This window comes from Bacteroidales bacterium, assembly GCA_016707785.1.
Lineage (GTDB): Bacteria > Bacteroidota > Bacteroidia > Bacteroidales > UBA4417 > UBA4417.
In genome coordinates this window covers 1-15,265 of sequence record JADJGZ010000013.1, presented here as the reverse complement: position 1 = coordinate 15,265, position 15,265 = coordinate 1, and the positions used below count along the sequence as shown (strand labels likewise).

Here is a 15,265-nt window from a genome sequence, read left to right as displayed (position 1 = left end):
AAAAAACAGAATGTTAGCGTTATACTTCAAATCCATGATTTATGAACAAAAACTCTTTCCTGTTCTTGATTTTTACGAATCTGTTCTTCATCCATCAAAGTATGGCTGAAAATATCAGCATTGCTGAGGCCAGTAAAAAAGGCCTGATACAGGTTCAACTCTCGGGAAACAACAAGGATTCCAATCGTTTTATCAGTGGTTATTACGGACCCTGTTTACTGATGCAGGTGGAAAATAAAGGTCGGAATACGTTGCATCTTGAACTGGAGAATGGGAGATTTTTGGAAACAGCGGATACCAATGAACAGCGGATGATAGTTACCCAGCAGGAACTCATCACCTTGTTACCGGGTAAGAAGAAGGAAATACAAGTGTATGCTATGTGTACCCAGATGCATGACCGGTCACCGGGAGAAGAATCTCTTTTAGCCTTTGGTAAAATGGCAGATGGCAGTTTATTGGAACTCACCCGTTTTATAGGAAAGAACCATTACCAGGGGCTGGCCGGACAGGAAGCCATTTGGGTTATAACGGATAATAACGACCTGGGAAGTATCTATTCGGGCGATGATAAAGAATTTAATCAATTGCAGCAGCTGGTTTCTAAACTTACCGGAAAAAAGATTCCCCCGGCACCACACAGGATAGAATATGCAGAAGGTATGGTATCCGGTGAGATTGTTTTTGAGAATAAGGGGAAAGAGACTTATTCCTTCTCAATGGAAAATGAAGCCGGTGAAATTATCGGCAGATTTTTTGAGGATAAAACCATTGAAAGGCCTATGGTTACAACACTTAACTGGCGATTCAGATTTAAGGGATTCCCAAAAGGAGTGTATTATGTAAAACTGAAAGACAGCCATCAACTAGTCGTTGCCAGCCGTCCGGTAGTGATCAATTAAATGAAAAGACTGCCTCAAAAGTTTGTGCTATATTCAAGCTGCCCGGCTATTTCTATGACCTTATTCCTTTGTTGGTCAGTAAAATGGCTGAATGTCAAAACACTTGCTTTTGAGACAATCTGTTCAGTCACAACTAAGAAAGGCTATTGCTTTTCTTCCTGCTTGGTGCCAATAAACAACAGTTCATTCACCACGACTTCTGTTGTCTGGTGTTTTACACCATTCTTATCTTCCCAGCTGCGATGTGTGAGACGTCCATCGATAAGGACTTCCTTTCCTTTCTTGAGGTATTTTTCGCAGCGTTCAGCAAGGTTACCCCAGGCAACAATATTGTGCCATTCCGTCTGATCTTTTTGATTTCCGTCTTTGTCCTTGTATTTATCCCCTGTGGCAAGCGAGAAATTAGCCACTTTATTCCCTTTTTCCAAAATGCGGATTTCCGGATCCTGGCCTAAACGGCCAAGCAATTTGACATTGTTACGTAACGTGTTCATAAAACATGAATTTTAAATAATAAAACATAAATATTCAATTGTAATAACCGTTTACTGAACCCCGGACACCTCCTTTCTATGAGGGACAGATCTAATATGAAAAGATGATAATTAAGAATACAAAAATAATTCAAGAAGGCTGATTCTAGATTGGCTGTTAATAACTTTTCAATCCGGAAATCGAAAGATAATAATCGAAGAGTCGGGTTTCATAAGTATGGACTAACTTTGCAGGCTTAAAAAATGGTTGTTGTATTGATGAAATGGTGAAATACAGCGCTTTGATCCAACCAAAAGATTCATAAAAACACTATACTAAAGTTTATTTAATCTATTGCTAAAGAAGTTATTATGAAAGCATCAAAACGGATTGCCCTTGTGGCTCATGATAATTGCAAAAAAGATATGGTAGAATGGGTGGAGTGGAACTGGGAGTCACTTATCAATCATGAACTGATTTGCACCGGTACTACGGGCATCCTTGTGGAAGAGACTTTGAAGAAGAAAATACATGATGAAAAAGGCCTTCGGTTTCCGATCAGGCTTCTCCGTCTCAAATCAGGGCCATTTGGTGGAGATCAGCAGTTAGGGGCAATGATTTCAGAAGGCAAAGTGGATATTTTGATTTTCTTCTGGGACCCCATGCAACCTCATCCTCATGAAGTTGATGTAAAAGCCCTGGAGCGCATCTCCGTGCTTTATAATATCCCGACAGCCTGCAACCGGTCCACAGCTGACTTTCTCATCTCTTCTCCTTTATTGGAACATCCTTATGAACGAAGCATGCGTGATTATTCTTCCTATTTCTCAAGGAAAATTGAGATATGAACTATCGTTTAACCTTATTCTATTTTTTGCTCAGTTTTGGCTTTTTGTCGCAGGCGCAAACCAATAAGATTTGCTTTACCATCGACGATCTTCCACTCTCCCGATTAAGTAAATACAATCCTGATGAGCATAAATCAATCACTACAGGAATACTATCTTCATTAAAAGAATATCAAATTCCGGCCATCGGCTTTGTTAATGAGAATAAGCTCATGGTGAATGAGCAAACAGACAAAAACAGAAAGGATTTATTGGTCCAATGGCTTGAGAATGGAATGGAACTGGGTAATCATACTTATTCGCATCCCGACTACAACAATGTAAATTTTGAAGTCTTTAAGGAAGAAATCAGCAAAGGGCAAATTATTACTGATGAATTATGTACACAGTTCCACCGGCCTGTCAGGTATTTCAGGCATCCTTACCTGCACAGGGGTAACAGTAAGTCTAAAGTGGATTCACTGGAACGACACCTGAAAGCAATCGGGTTAATTGAGGCTCCTGTGACGATCGACAATTCAGAATGGATTTTTGCCTCTGCCTATGATAGTGCTAAATTATCCGGTAATACAGGGTTGATGGAAATCATTGGAAAGGAATATGTGGATTATATGGAATCCAAACTTCATCACTTTGAAAAACAGAGCCAGGAATTATTTGGCAGAAACATCAGCCACATCCTTCTCATCCATGCCAATGCTCTCAATGGGGATTACCTGGATGAACTTGCGGCTATGCTCCTTCGCAACCAATATTCTTTTGTAAGCCTGGAAGATATCCTGAAAGATCCTGCCTATCAGTCGGAGGATACTTATTACAAATCCAATGGGATTTCCTGGTTGCATCGCTGGGCTATTACCAGGGGATATAAAAAAGATTTTTTCATCGGAGAACCGACGACCCCGGATTTCATTAAGAAACTGGCCCGTGTTGAATATGAATAATCAAAAGTGTGGAATTTGATCACCAGGGGATGATTTTCATATCACGCCAGAATTTCCCACTTTCCAGGTGTTGAATTGTTGAAAGCCAGACAGCAGTTTCAGCTCCTTTCTGAACACTTCTTGGGGCAGAAGGTCCCCCCATTTCGGTTTTAACCCATCCGGGACACATGGCATTCACGAGTATTCTCTTTTCAGATAACTCATATGCAAGTTGCCTGGTAATAGCGTTCAATAATGATTTCGAAACACAATATGCGGGTGACCATCCCCCCACAGGATCTACCATACTGCCTCCCCCACTGCTCATCATGATGATCCTGCTACCTGCTTGCATCAGGGGTATTAATTTCCGACACAACACAAGGGGAGAAAGTGCATTGGTCTGTAAGGTCTGTAACAGCAAGGCATCTTCATTATTTAACAGGGAATGGTCAGGTTTAAGCATGATGGCTGCATTGTTGATCAGTACATCCAATTTGCCGTATTTTTCTTTAATCCAGCTAAAAAGGGATTGAATATCCGCCTCGCTATTCACATCCAGTGCAAAAGGAGTAACAACAAAACCTTCAGCAGAAAGCTGCTCTGCTGCCGCCTTGCATTTTTCAGGATCACGGGCACTTATGATCACATCATGACCCAAGCCAGATAATTGCCGGCAAATTTCAAACCCGATACCCCTGTTGGCACCAGTAACCAGTATTATTGCCATGTAGTTTTATTATTTCAACGGGCTATGCAATGAATTGTTCGGTGAACACTGTTATTCCATCATACTTCAGTAGCGGAGGGCTTTACATATAAACCATCAATAGTCCTAAAAGCTAGTCTGTCTATTCTTTTTTCAAATTAAACCGATACTGCAATCCCAATGAACCATGAATTGTATTTCCCAGTCCGAGGTTTGTGACCACTCCCAGGTTCCTGGTAACATCGAAAGCACCTGAAACATATCCAATTGTTTTTCCCTCAATTGAAGAGATCCCAAACCGGAAAAGGTTTTGATGTGAAGGACCAAAGCTGCTTCCGAATCCAACTTGCCAGATTCCCGGGACACCCAATAAAGAATAGTTTTCCATGAGATTCGCATCAAAGAAGAACTTATCCTTGTTTCCAAGTCTTAACATAATTATGGGCAAACCTACACGGTTCTCTCCCCATTGAAGTGCATATCCCCCGCCAAATCCAATCTTCCTGAAATCAACTTTAATAAAAGGAGCAACGGTTGTTGTGAGGTATCTTACCTGATCACCTTGCAAGGTATAATCATTCATCCTTGCAAATTTTAACCCTGCCTGAACATGATTGCCTTTCCAATCAGAATGATGAAAACCAATCCCTGTTGACCAATTGGAATAAGCTGAACTTTGCCTGCTTGTTTCGTTTCCACTACAACTATAATTAATCCGGTCATATTGCCCGCCGCTGAATCCGGCGTCGAGACTGATCCATTTTTTAACAACATTTTTGGGAGTCAGTAAAAGAGTTGTATCGGGTATTGTCTGACTCATGGTAAAAACGGCTATGAAAAAGACTATGAAGACGGGGTAGCGGAACTTCAGAGGAACCCCTTTTTGTAAAACTTCCCAAATAGAAATCAGCAGGCAAATGGTCAACAATAGCACTAGCAGGAAGTACTCAGGGAAAATGAGGATAGCGCGGGCATTCCAGATTAAAAGAGTTGAAAGCAGAAGCAGAAGGCTCCTTCGAAAAGGGAAATCCTTAAACTGTAATGAGCCGGGAACCGAAGCAGGTATCTGTTTTTCTCTTTTGAACAGGTAAATGGCTGCGATAATAGAAACCAGCAAAATTGTCCATTGAATACTATTGATGCCAAAGAAAATAAAGTGAAACCATTTCCCGGTGTTGGGTTCCCTGAAAAACTCAATGACAAACCTTAGTATTCCTAACATTAAAAATCCTGAAAGTGCAAGATTCCCGGGCCTTTTGATGCTTTTCCCAATCTTTAACAACAAAAGAAGGACTATGATATATCCAATAATGTAGTACAGCTGGGTTGGATGGACTGCTAATGAAGCTGACGCATCTGCCTGAATGAGTCCACTTTCGATATGATGATGCCAGGGTTCAGATAATGCCGGGTAATGAACGGACCAGGGCAGATTAGCTGGCATTCCATAGCAGCAGCCATTCAGCAGGCAGCCGGTTCTCTGTACAATTCCCAATAGTGGCAATCCCCATATGACCGTATCGAGTATAGAACCTTTCAGTTTCAGGTAGTTTTTCAGGATCAATAACCCTATCGCAGCAAATAGCAAACCACCGGGCAGAAAGATTTTTTGTGTCGCAGGATTCACCTTATGCAGGATAATGTCCAGCCATTCATTCATCGGGAAGCTAAACAGTTTCAGTCCTATGATGAACAGGGTCATCAAAAAAACTACCATGGTTGCCACAGAAGTTATTGGGTACTTCAAATGCAAGCCAGCCTTGATAATCAAAATTGCAATGCCTAAGAGCACCGGGAGATACAGGTAAACAAAGGGCAATGAAAAATCTATCAACATGGGAATGGTTTAATATTAAGCATTCAGTTAAACTCCCGAAAATAATCGACAGGGTTCCTTAACTTAAAGGCAGGAAAGAAGAATACTTTATGGCTGAGTGATTAACACGGCTATTTTATCGCGCATTTCATTAAAAACGGACTTTAAGGGAGTGTCGCCATCCGTTCCGTAGTTTACAATCAGTGACATTACAGCATCGTGATGGGGGAAATAAAACAGGTCAGCACTATAACTTAAGTCCCTGCCCCGATGGCCCCATGCGAAATCGTTTGCTGCTCCAATGTCGATAAAGTCTTGATAGCAAGACACCCCAAGGTGTTTACGCGATTCAATGGTGTGGTGGAATTGCAGCATCTGGTTAAGGGATTCATCATTTAACAGGCTTTTCTGAACAAAGAGTGCATTTGCAAACAGGTACATATCCCAAACTGTAGAATAAACGCCGCCATAAGCATTGCCACTTCCGGTATTCCAATTGGTCAGGTTTTCGAGGTTCCCGTTATTATAAAGGTCGTAATAACCCTGTACGATCCGGTCTTCCGGCAAAGGATCGTGCCAGAAATAATAGGTATCTGTCAGCCCAAGGAAATCGATCACTTCTTCATGTAGTACCTTATCATGAGTTTTCCCGGAGGCTTCTTCCATAATCATACTCAACAAAACATAATTAGTATTCGAATATCCTGCGGTATCGGCCGGATTGAAACTAAACAAAGCCGGCTTCCCAAAAACATATTTTAACAGATCCTCCTGTTTCCAATGCCTGGAAGGATTATTCAGTACCTGGAGGTAAAAGCCCTGATCGTCGATCACATCATAAATGCCGGAAGTATGGTTCATCAGATTACGGATGGTAAGGTTCTGATCGCAGTTTTCAATCTGATCAAGGGTATTCTGAGGGATGTATTTACTTATAGGATCATCCAGTGACAACTGGCCCTTTTCCTGCATCCTCATAATTGATACCCCTATCATGAATTTAGTGATGCTTGCAATCTTTGAGACATGGCAGGGTTGCATCTTTATTCCTTCTTTTATATCTGCCATTCCTGATGATCCAATATAGAACCCTTCCGGGTCCTTAATCAAAAGGATCACTCCGGGCAGGCCTTTACCGACATATTCATCGATTAAAGCCTGGTACTGATCAGATTTCGGATTAGTCTTGAAATCGGGGTTATCCTGGATCGGGCAATCAATGGTTGCGGGCCGTTTCACTTCATCCTTTCTGCAGGAAGTAACAACAGAAGCGCCAAATAACAACATGAATATGATAAAACTGAATCGATTCATCGCTTAATCTGAATTAAATGGTTCATTAATCAATCCTGAACTGATACCCTAATGCAACAATTCCATTAGGCAATATTGGAACATAACTTTTTACAAAGGGCATTTGCAGCCTTACATCATAGGTAAGGAAAATACGACGGCCCAACTCCCTGTCACCAATATTATACCCGAGACCCAGCCCGGCACCGGTCACAAACTGGGGCCGGCCAAATCCCTTTTTGGCTTCATAAGTGCCGTCATCGTTTTTCACCAGTCGGTCAGTATTTAGTATCATATGCATATACCCGGCATGGACAGATGCCTCCATGGACAGGTGCCCGAGATTTCTTCTATAACCGGCTTTCGAAACAAGGAGAATTGCCTTGTAGGCATACCGATGGTTGAAAAATCCCAGGGATGCATCCTGGAACCATTTGCTGTATTCTTTCTTTTTCCAACCGAACTCATAACTTACAGAGATACCCGGATGGATCGGTTGATTAAAAACCGCTGTAAATGAACCAGGGGGTAGAAGTGTAGCATTATTAAAAAGAGCAACACCTACCGGGGCTTCATGAAGAAACTGTGCTTGCAGGAGGAATGGGAAACTTAAAACTAATAACCATAGAACTTTTTTCATCTTTTTGCTCTAAATTAATACGTTATACCATTTCTACTTTATTTGTAATCCGCCAGCCGGGGGAAAAATCTGTACTTCAAAGCAGAAATGAATCCAAACTAAGATTTTTTGAACAAAGTAAACTCCTGGAGGCATTCACATTAGGATTTATTATTAAAATACCAAGCAAACATAATATTCCGGCATTGACCTCTTTGAAAACAATAGATTTGGTTATATAAACTCTTCAATTAGTATAAAGATACAAAGAATTATGTGGAAATGTTCCTTTACATACTCCATATTCTATTAAGTTGTATATGTAAAATGGAGGTATAAAGATGAAGTTATGCCTTAAATGAAAGGACTGATGCATTGAACTTTCTACCCTGCCGGGTATCTTTCCTTGATTTTAAGGTTGTCATCAACTTTGCAGAGCTTGCTTTGTTCTGTTGAGTGGGCTTTTATAAACCGGAGTTCCCCCGGATTTGCCTACTTTTAACCTTTATTTTAAAGTAAATACCGTGAAGAAATTATTCCTCCTTGATGGCATGGCATTGATATATCGTGCCTTTTTTGCCATGCAACGCACTCCCCGTTCAATTCAAGAAGGGCTTAATACATCCGCCATCCTTGGATTTGCAAACACTCTTTTAGAATTGTTGAAAAACGAGAAACCAACCCACATTGGTGTTGCCTTTGATACCATTGCCCCAACTGCACGCCATGAAGGTTATATTGAATACAAAGCAAACAGAGAAAAAATGCCTGAAGACCTGGCCCTTTCTATTCCCTATATCAAGCAACTAATCCATGGCTTTAATATCCCTACTCTTTATGTTGACGGATATGAGGCTGATGATGTAATTGGCACACTTGCCAAGGAAGCTGAACAAGCCGGTTTTACAGTATATATGGTTACTCCTGATAAGGATTTTGGGCAGTTGGTAAGTGAGAATATCTTCATGTATAAGCCTGCCAAAGGTGGTGAAAAACCGGTGATTATGGGACCGGCAGAAGTCTGTGAGAAATTTGGCATCAAAAATCCTTTGCAGGTCATTGATATGCTTGGAATTATGGGAGATTCCGCAGACAATATCCCAGGTATTCCTGGCATCGGTGAAGTGGGTGCCAGGAATCTACTCAAGGAATTCGAATCCCTGGAAGGTGTTCTTGCCAATGTAGATAAAATCAAGAGTGATAATATCCGCTCAAAAGTTGAAGCCGGAAAAGATAAGGGAATAATGTCGAAAGAGCTGGCAACCATCATCCTGGATGTACCTATCGAATTTAATGAGGAAAAGCTTCATCTTGATCCTCCCAATGTGGATGAATTGAAAGTTTTGTTTGAAGAACTGGAATTCAGACAGCTGGCACAAAGAGTCTTGACCGACCTTTCCCTGGGAGGGAGTGGGGCTCTGCCTGCACCGAAAAAAGAAACTGCGGCTAAATCACAGGCCTCTTCCGGCACTCAAGATCTATTCAGTGAGATGGACCCTGAAGATGCAGGCCTGTCTTCAGGCTATCAGAATATTGAGAGTACTCCGCACGAATATATCCTGGCTGAAACAGGTGAACAGATTGATAATCTTATAAATACATTACGATCTGTTCCCTCCTTCTGCTTCGACTCTGAGACTACAGGACTTGATATTATCAACTCAGAAATTGTTGGGCTCTCCTTTTCGACAGAATCCACTAAAAGGCTGGTATGTCCCGGTACCATCAGAACGAAATAAAGCCATTGATCTTTTAAATAAGTTCAAACCTGTTTTTGAAGATGCAAATATTAGGAAGACCTGGGCAGAATATGAAGTTTGATATGCAGATGCTCGCTAATTACGGCATTCAGGTGAAGGGAAAACTATTTGACACTATGCTTGCCCATTACCTCCTTGAACCGGATATGCGTCATAATATGGATTTGCTTTCCGAAACCTACCTGAAATATAAACCGGTAAGTATTGAAACCCTTATTGGAAAAAAGGGGAAAGGACAGCTGGATATGCGGCAGGTACCTATAGATCAGGTTAAGGAGTATGCTGCAGAAGATGCTGATATTACCTTGCAACTGCGAACTGTTTTTGAGCCCAGGCTTGACAACACTTCTACCAGGAAACTTTTTGATGAGATCGAAATGCCTTTGGTTCCTGTTCTGGCTTCCATTGAACAGGAAGGGGTCAGGCTTGATTCAACAGCGCTCGCTGAATTTTCGATCCAGCTTGGTATTGAAATTAATGAAATCCAGACCCAGATATGGGAAATGGCAGGAAGCAGTTTTAATATCCAGTCACCCCGGCAATTGGGGGAGGTACTCTTTGATCGCTTAAAAATCAGTGAGAATGCTAAAAAAACTGCCACCAAGCAATATTCAACCGCAGAAGATGTTTTAGCCAAACTCGCTCATAAACACCCAATAGTACAGACCGTCCTTGATTATCGTTCACTTACCAAACTAAAATCTACCTATGTGGATTCCCTCCCCTCGCTGGTGAATACAAAGACAGGCCGGGTTCACACTTCATACAACCAGGCTGTGGCAGCTACCAAGCGACTGAGTTCCAATAATCCTAACCTGCAGAATATCCCAATCCGGACAGAAAGAGGCCGGGAAATCAGGAAAGCATTCGTCCCACGGAATGAGGAATACACTTTACTATCGGCAGACTATTCACAAATCGAGCTTAGGATTATCGCCTCCATGAGTAAAGATGAAGCCATGATTGAAGCGTTCAGGAAAGGGATGGATATTCATACAGCAACTGCTGCTAACATTTATGGAATCAGCCCCGAAGAAGTGAGCCGGGATCAAAGGCGAAATGCAAAGAGTGTGAATTTCGGGATAATTTATGGTATTTCAGCCTTTGGTTTGAGTGAAAACCTTGGCATCCCAAGGAAAGAAGCAGCAGAAATCATCGAACAGTATTTCCTGAAATTTCCGGGGATTAAAACCTATATGGATTCTACCATCAAACTGGCCAGGGAAAAGGAATATGTTGAAACATTATGTGGCAGAAGGAGATATATCCGGGATATCAATTCCGGCAATGGGGTGATGCGGGGGTTTGCAGAACGAAATGCTATTAATGCACCTATTCAGGGATCAGCGGCGGATATGATCAAGATTGCCATGATCAGCATCTTTGATGAATTCAACAGAAAGAACCTGAAAAGTAAGATGATTATGCAGGTTCATGACGAATTGGTTTTCGATGTACATAAAACTGAAGTGGAAATCGTTCAGCCTATTGTTCATCAGCTGATGACATCAGCGCTCAGTATGGAAGTTCCCATTGAGGTAGAAATGAGTACCGGGGTGAATTGGCTGGAAGCTCATTAGAATGGGGAATGTCGGATGTTTGATGTTTGATTTCGGATTGTCCCAAAGGGAAGCCTTTGGCTCGGATTTTAGATTTTTGACTTTGGTCCGCCAACTGGCGGGTGGGACTTGAGATTTGGAATTTAATACCCATCACCCAAAGCCAACGGCTCCACTTCGGGGCACCCGGCACTTTAAATTGAACTAGAGTGGCTAAAGTTGAGGAAAAAATGCAAAATGAAAAAAATAGAATGCAAAATGAAAAATGCAGAATGAAAAATGAAAAACCCGTCAGACCGAGGGAGTTTTTCAATTTAAATGAAAATTTACTCAATCGATCAAGTGAGCCTAATGCTCCCATTCGGGGCACTCAGAACCAAAGACTCCCCTTCGGGGCACCCGGCACCTGCCCGACTGATACAATTTTTGCACTTCTAAGCTAAACTCTATCGGTCAGGCGGGCCCGGCACTTTAAATGGAACTAGAGTGAGCTAAAGTTGGGGAAAGAATGCAAAAAAAATGAAAAATGCAAAATGAAAAATGAAAAATGAAAAACCCGTCAGACCGAGGGAGTTTTTCAATTTAAATGAAAATTTACTCAATCGATCAAGTGAGCCTAATGCTCCCATTCGGGGCACTCAGAACCAAACCCCCTTCGGGGGCCCTCGGGCCCCTTCGGGCCCCAGAACCAAAGACTCCCCTTCGGGGCACTCAGAGCCAAAGGCTCCCCTTCGGGGCACTCAGCACCTCAAACTCAGTTCTCTTTAATTGTAAAATAAAAACGGCTTCCTTTCCCTTCCTCTGATTCGAACCAGAGCTGTCCGGACATCAGTTCAACCAAACCCTTAGCAATAGAAAGCCCAATTCCGGATCCACCTGTTTTACGGTTCAGGCTATTCTCCTCAGCCTGTCTGAAAGGATTGAATACCACATCTTTCTTTGAAACAGGGATGCCACAGCCGGTATCACTTACCTCAAAAAGTAATTCTGTTTCAGATTTTCTTTTAATAAATAATTCTATACTTCCTTTATCTGTAAACTTGATAGCATTCCCTATCAACTTATTCAGAATTTGCTTCAGATGCCTGAAATCTGTTTTTATAAAGGAATCTCCATCTTCAAGGTCTGAATGGAAATGCATTTTGATATCCTTCTTTTTATTCTGATTCTTTAACTGGGCCGCATGATATTCAATGATTGACCGAGCCAGGTGGTTTACATTATCCCTGCTTATTTCAACTTTAACTTGTCCTACCTGGATACTGGAAACAATAAGGATATCCTCAATGGTATCTACCAGGTCAGAGGTGCCTCTTTTAATAAAACCGGAGAAGGCTTCTTTCTGATCATCAGTAAGGTCAGGATTTACAATAAGCTCTGAAAATCCAAGGATCGCATTTAAAGGAGTCCTTACTTCATGGGAGATATTATTAAGAAAAGCCGTTTTAAGTTTTTCAGACTCTTCTGCTTTGTTCCTGGCCTCTGTTAATTGCTTCTGGATGGCATTTCGTTTTCTCAGTTCCTGTCGAATCAGTAAGAAAAGAAGCCAGCCGGTGAAAAGAACATAAAACCATCCTTTATAAGTGGAAACAAGGTTCAGGGTATGTGTATCTTCGAAAAGTATAAACATGAATTTGTCGGAAAAAACAATCCATAACACACCAAGGATGATATAAATAACCGTTATCCTTAATGCGAAGTTTTTGGTTATTGTAATTCCGGGGACAGGTTTAATAGTTGGCATCCTTAGTAAATAATTGAGTTTGCAGATAAAAAGTATCTAATGATCTCTGGTAAAGGGTTATTAATTAAAATCGAACTTAAATAGTATTGAATTATGCACTGATTACTTCACTCTTACAGAATCACCTGACAAATGCAATAAGTGGTCAGACTGCGTCCTTTGGAAAAGACTTTGACCAGCGCAATTTGTTCGCAGGTTCAGTCATACCGGGAATCCAGGTGGAAAAGATTCGCAAAATAATACAACATCGGTATATATAAAGATAATGATAAATCAGTTTATGTGAATTCTATTCTTAAAAAAAATGGCTTTACATCTATTTGTAAAGCCATTTACATTAATCAACCTTGATCTTAATTTCCTGCTATCTTATTCAAAAGCAAGACTTTTCCTTCACTCTCACCATCAGTATATTCAGCAAAATAAATTCACATGAGTAATATATGACTACATTTTCGGCTGAATTATCTGAAAAATGGTTCATATATAAGACAATCCTAAACGGTTTTACCCTGACAAGCAAAATAAAAAATCTTTACATACAACCTTTTCTTTGAATCCTCCCCCATCTTTAATTGATCTATGATCAATTAACCCCGGGAAATGAAACCTCTTTTATTTTTTATCATCACTTCATTCTTATTTCTTTCACCATGCTTACTTTTTGCGCAGGCTGAGGGTAATGATATTGTATATCTGAAGAATGGAAGCATATTATATGGAGAAGTAACCGATATGCCTGAAACTAACTCCATTAAGGTTAAGATAATTGGTAATAATCAACTGGTCTTCCCCAGGACTGAAATTCTGAAGATTGAAAAAACCGGGAAACCTTCAAAGCTGCCTATACAATTGGTAACTGAAATCAGTTTTCTTGGTGGCAGTAATAATTCTGCAGGATTTACGATCGCTTCTGCCTATAAGTTTTGTTCATGGGGTTCCGCAGGTGTCGGCACCGGAGTAGAGTTTTTTGAATACCAGGTTCTCCCTGTTTATGGAGATTTCAGGTATAAAATATTTAGGGGAAATTTCTCTCCTTACCTTTTTGGTCGTTTTGGCTACAGTTTCCCGCTTTCTAAAGCCCAGGTAAATGACTACAGTCATGTTGAATATAAAGGAGGCATTCTGGCTGCTGCAGGAGGGGGAATTCAAAAATCGATTTCCGAACATATTTCCCTCATTTTTGCTGTGGGATACCGTTACCAGAAACTTCGCACTGTTACCACTTATCAATATTGGTATTCTGGCAATAATTCGCAGATTGATGAGAGAATTGATGGTCTGAACAGGATCACCGTCTCCTTAGGGCCCCTCTTTTAATCCTTAACAATACTAACAACTTATATCATGAAAACCATCCGATTCCAGCTGTTTGCTTCTTTAGTCCTGATGATGCTTGCTGGCTTGCTTTCCTGCAAAGGATACCATGGTAGAAAAAGAACCTATACAGCATTCGTTCCAACCTACATGTCCTATGAAGAGATGAGGGCTGCCGTAAAACTCAAATCTGCTTCAGAGGTTTCAGTACCTGGAAAAATATATATTAAAGACCAGTATCTCTTTGTAAATGAGAAATATAAAGGCATACATATTTTTGACAATTCTAATCCATCAGCACCCCAGAACCTGGGATTTATTGATATTCCCGGAAATGTGGACCTGGCCGTGAATGGCAGTTTTCTTTATGCCGACAGCTATGTGGACCTGGTTGTTATCAATATAAGGGATATCAATAATCCGACTGAAATAGCAAGGATTGAGAATATTTTCCCTTATACAATCCCGGAGGTTGATTTCAGCTATCCTATTTATGGGATTGATGAGGAAAAAGGAGTGATCACCGGTTGGGAGGTTAAATCCGTAACCGAAGAATTACCAGAAGGAGGCAGTTATCGCTATTACTATTATGATAAAGGTCTAAATGTATTTTCAGAAAGCATCGGTGCAAGTTCTTCAGGAATGCAAACCATTGGCGTTGGAGGATCCCTGGCGAGATTCATAATTTATGGGGATCATTTCTATGGATTAAACCAGACAGACATGCAGGTTATTGATATCACCCAGCCTACAGCACCGGTTGCTGGGAACAAGATCGAAATGCAAAGAATGGTGGAAACTGTTTTTATTGAAGGTTCAAACCTCTATATCGGCACTCAGACAGGTATGTTGGTTTATTCCCTTGATAACCCGGCCAATCCGGGCTTTGTGACCCAATTTAATCACTTCCAGAGCTGCGACCCGGTGGTGGTGCAGGATCATTATGCTTATATTACAATGAGGGCCGGCAACAATTGCGGGAACTTCCAGAATGCAATGGATGTGGTTGACCTTCATGTGATGACAAGCCCTCAGCTGGTGAAAAGTTATGCGATGACTGAGCCCCATGGAGTAGGTATCGATAATAAGAAACTTTGTCTGCGATGGCTCCGGATTGAAAGTATATGATGCCACTGATCCGCTTCGGATTGATGAGCACCTCCTTCATACCTTTGGCGATATCAAGGCAACAGATGTTATTCCCTGGAATGGAATTCTTATCCTGATGTGTAAAGATGCATCTACCAATATGATTACAGCGACATCTGAATAATCTGCAATTGTTGAGTAAGATTACCATA

12 protein-coding genes and 1 pseudogene are annotated in these 15,265 nt (G+C 41.1%); 7 read left to right on the top strand and 6 right to left on the bottom strand.

Annotation, left to right across the window (positions count from 1 at the left end; all coding sequences use genetic code 11):
* Positions 1–41 precede the first annotated feature (41 nt).
* Positions 42–902, top strand: coding sequence for a hypothetical protein (locus IPH84_08775; GenBank protein ID MBK7173314.1), 861 nt, complete (start codon positions 42–44; stop codon positions 900–902).
* A gap of 143 nt (positions 903–1,045) precedes the next feature.
* Here IPH84_08775 and ssb read toward each other — a convergent pair whose 3' ends face one another.
* On the bottom strand, positions 1,046–1,396 hold the full coding sequence (gene ssb, locus IPH84_08770; protein MBK7173313.1) for a single-stranded DNA-binding protein: 351 nt from the start codon (positions 1,394–1,396) through the stop codon (positions 1,046–1,048).
* 351 nt (positions 1,397–1,747) lie between these two features.
* On the opposite strand from ssb, the gene IPH84_08765 reads away from it, so the two are divergent.
* Positions 1,748–2,224 carry a methylglyoxal synthase gene (locus IPH84_08765; GenBank protein MBK7173312.1) on the top strand — a complete coding sequence of 159 codons (477 nt, stop codon included), beginning with the start codon at positions 1,748–1,750 and terminating at the stop codon, positions 2,222–2,224.
* Entirely contained in the window at positions 2,221–3,168 is a 948-nt protein-coding gene (locus IPH84_08760; GenBank protein MBK7173311.1) for a polysaccharide deacetylase family protein, read from the top strand. Before IPH84_08765 ends, IPH84_08760 begins: the two co-directional genes overlap by 4 nt.
* 19 nt (positions 3,169–3,187) lie before the next feature.
* Here IPH84_08760 and IPH84_08755 read toward each other — a convergent pair whose 3' ends face one another.
* From IPH84_08755 to IPH84_08740, 4 genes are all read right to left on the bottom strand, one after another.
* On the bottom strand, positions 3,188–3,877 hold the full coding sequence (locus IPH84_08755; protein ID MBK7173310.1) for an SDR family oxidoreductase: 690 nt from the start codon (positions 3,875–3,877) through the stop codon (positions 3,188–3,190).
* 121 nt (positions 3,878–3,998) lie between these two features.
* On the bottom strand, positions 3,999–5,558 hold the full coding sequence (locus tag IPH84_08750; GenBank protein MBK7173309.1) for a prolipoprotein diacylglyceryl transferase: 1,560 nt from the start codon (positions 5,556–5,558) through the stop codon (positions 3,999–4,001).
* A gap of 222 nt (positions 5,559–5,780) precedes the next feature.
* On the bottom strand, positions 5,781–6,986 hold the full coding sequence (locus IPH84_08745; protein MBK7173308.1) for a serine hydrolase: 1,206 nt from the start codon (positions 6,984–6,986) through the stop codon (positions 5,781–5,783).
* A gap of 25 nt (positions 6,987–7,011) precedes the next feature.
* Positions 7,012–7,605 carry a hypothetical protein gene (locus IPH84_08740; GenBank protein MBK7173307.1) on the bottom strand — a complete coding sequence of 198 codons (594 nt, stop codon included), beginning with the start codon at positions 7,603–7,605 and terminating at the stop codon, positions 7,012–7,014.
* Positions 7,606–8,135: 530 nt separating this feature from the next.
* Here IPH84_08740 and polA point away from each other — a divergent pair.
* Positions 8,136–10,924 (top strand): annotated as a pseudogene (gene polA, locus IPH84_08735) (DNA polymerase I).
* A gap of 733 nt (positions 10,925–11,657) precedes the next feature.
* On the opposite strand, the gene IPH84_08730 reads toward polA, so the two are convergent.
* Entirely contained in the window at positions 11,658–12,647 is a 990-nt protein-coding gene (locus tag IPH84_08730; GenBank protein MBK7173306.1) for a hypothetical protein, read from the bottom strand.
* Positions 12,648–13,250: 603 nt separating this feature from the next.
* Here IPH84_08730 and IPH84_08725 point away from each other — a divergent pair.
* Genes IPH84_08725 through IPH84_08715 form a run of 3 tightly spaced genes read left to right on the top strand, consistent with a single transcriptional unit; the run spans position 13,251 to position 15,237 of the window.
* On the top strand, positions 13,251–13,967 hold the full coding sequence (locus tag IPH84_08725; GenBank protein ID MBK7173305.1) for a hypothetical protein: 717 nt from the start codon (positions 13,251–13,253) through the stop codon (positions 13,965–13,967).
* A gap of 27 nt (positions 13,968–13,994) precedes the next feature.
* Positions 13,995–15,092 carry a hypothetical protein gene (locus tag IPH84_08720; protein ID MBK7173304.1) on the top strand — a complete coding sequence of 366 codons (1,098 nt, stop codon included), beginning with the start codon at positions 13,995–13,997 and terminating at the stop codon, positions 15,090–15,092.
* Complete coding sequence (locus tag IPH84_08715) at positions 15,079–15,237, top strand: hypothetical protein (GenBank protein MBK7173303.1); 159 nt, start codon at positions 15,079–15,081, stop codon at positions 15,235–15,237. The genes IPH84_08720 and IPH84_08715 overlap by 14 nt, the downstream gene beginning before the upstream one ends.
* Positions 15,238–15,265 lie beyond the last annotated feature (28 nt).

What these genes read in the sequence shown, in the direction of transcription:
- IPH84_08775 (MBK7173314.1), top strand. Translation starts at nt 42, where the DNA reads ATGAACAAAAACTCTTTCCTGTTCTTGATTTTTACGAATCTGTTCTTC.
- IPH84_08755 (MBK7173310.1), bottom strand. Translation starts at nt 3,877, where the DNA reads ATGGCAATAATACTGGTTACTGGTGCCAACAGGGGTATCGGGTTTGAA.
- IPH84_08730 (MBK7173306.1), bottom strand. Translation starts at nt 12,647, where the DNA reads ATGCCAACTATTAAACCTGTCCCCGGAATTACAATAACCAAAAACTTC.
- ssb (MBK7173313.1), bottom strand. Translation starts at nt 1,396, where the DNA reads ATGAACACGTTACGTAACAATGTCAAATTGCTTGGCCGTTTAGGCCAG.
- IPH84_08745 (MBK7173308.1), bottom strand. Translation starts at nt 6,986, where the DNA reads ATGAATCGATTCAGTTTTATCATATTCATGTTGTTATTTGGCGCTTCT.
- IPH84_08740 (MBK7173307.1), bottom strand. Translation starts at nt 7,605, where the DNA reads ATGAAAAAAGTTCTATGGTTATTAGTTTTAAGTTTCCCATTCCTCCTG.
- IPH84_08750 (MBK7173309.1), bottom strand. Translation starts at nt 5,558, where the DNA reads ATGACCCTGTTCATCATAGGACTGAAACTGTTTAGCTTCCCGATGAAT.
- IPH84_08765 (MBK7173312.1), top strand. Translation starts at nt 1,748, where the DNA reads ATGAAAGCATCAAAACGGATTGCCCTTGTGGCTCATGATAATTGCAAA.
- IPH84_08725 (MBK7173305.1), top strand. Translation starts at nt 13,251, where the DNA reads ATGAAACCTCTTTTATTTTTTATCATCACTTCATTCTTATTTCTTTCA.
- IPH84_08760 (MBK7173311.1), top strand. Translation starts at nt 2,221, where the DNA reads ATGAACTATCGTTTAACCTTATTCTATTTTTTGCTCAGTTTTGGCTTT.
- IPH84_08720 (MBK7173304.1), top strand. Translation starts at nt 13,995, where the DNA reads ATGAAAACCATCCGATTCCAGCTGTTTGCTTCTTTAGTCCTGATGATG.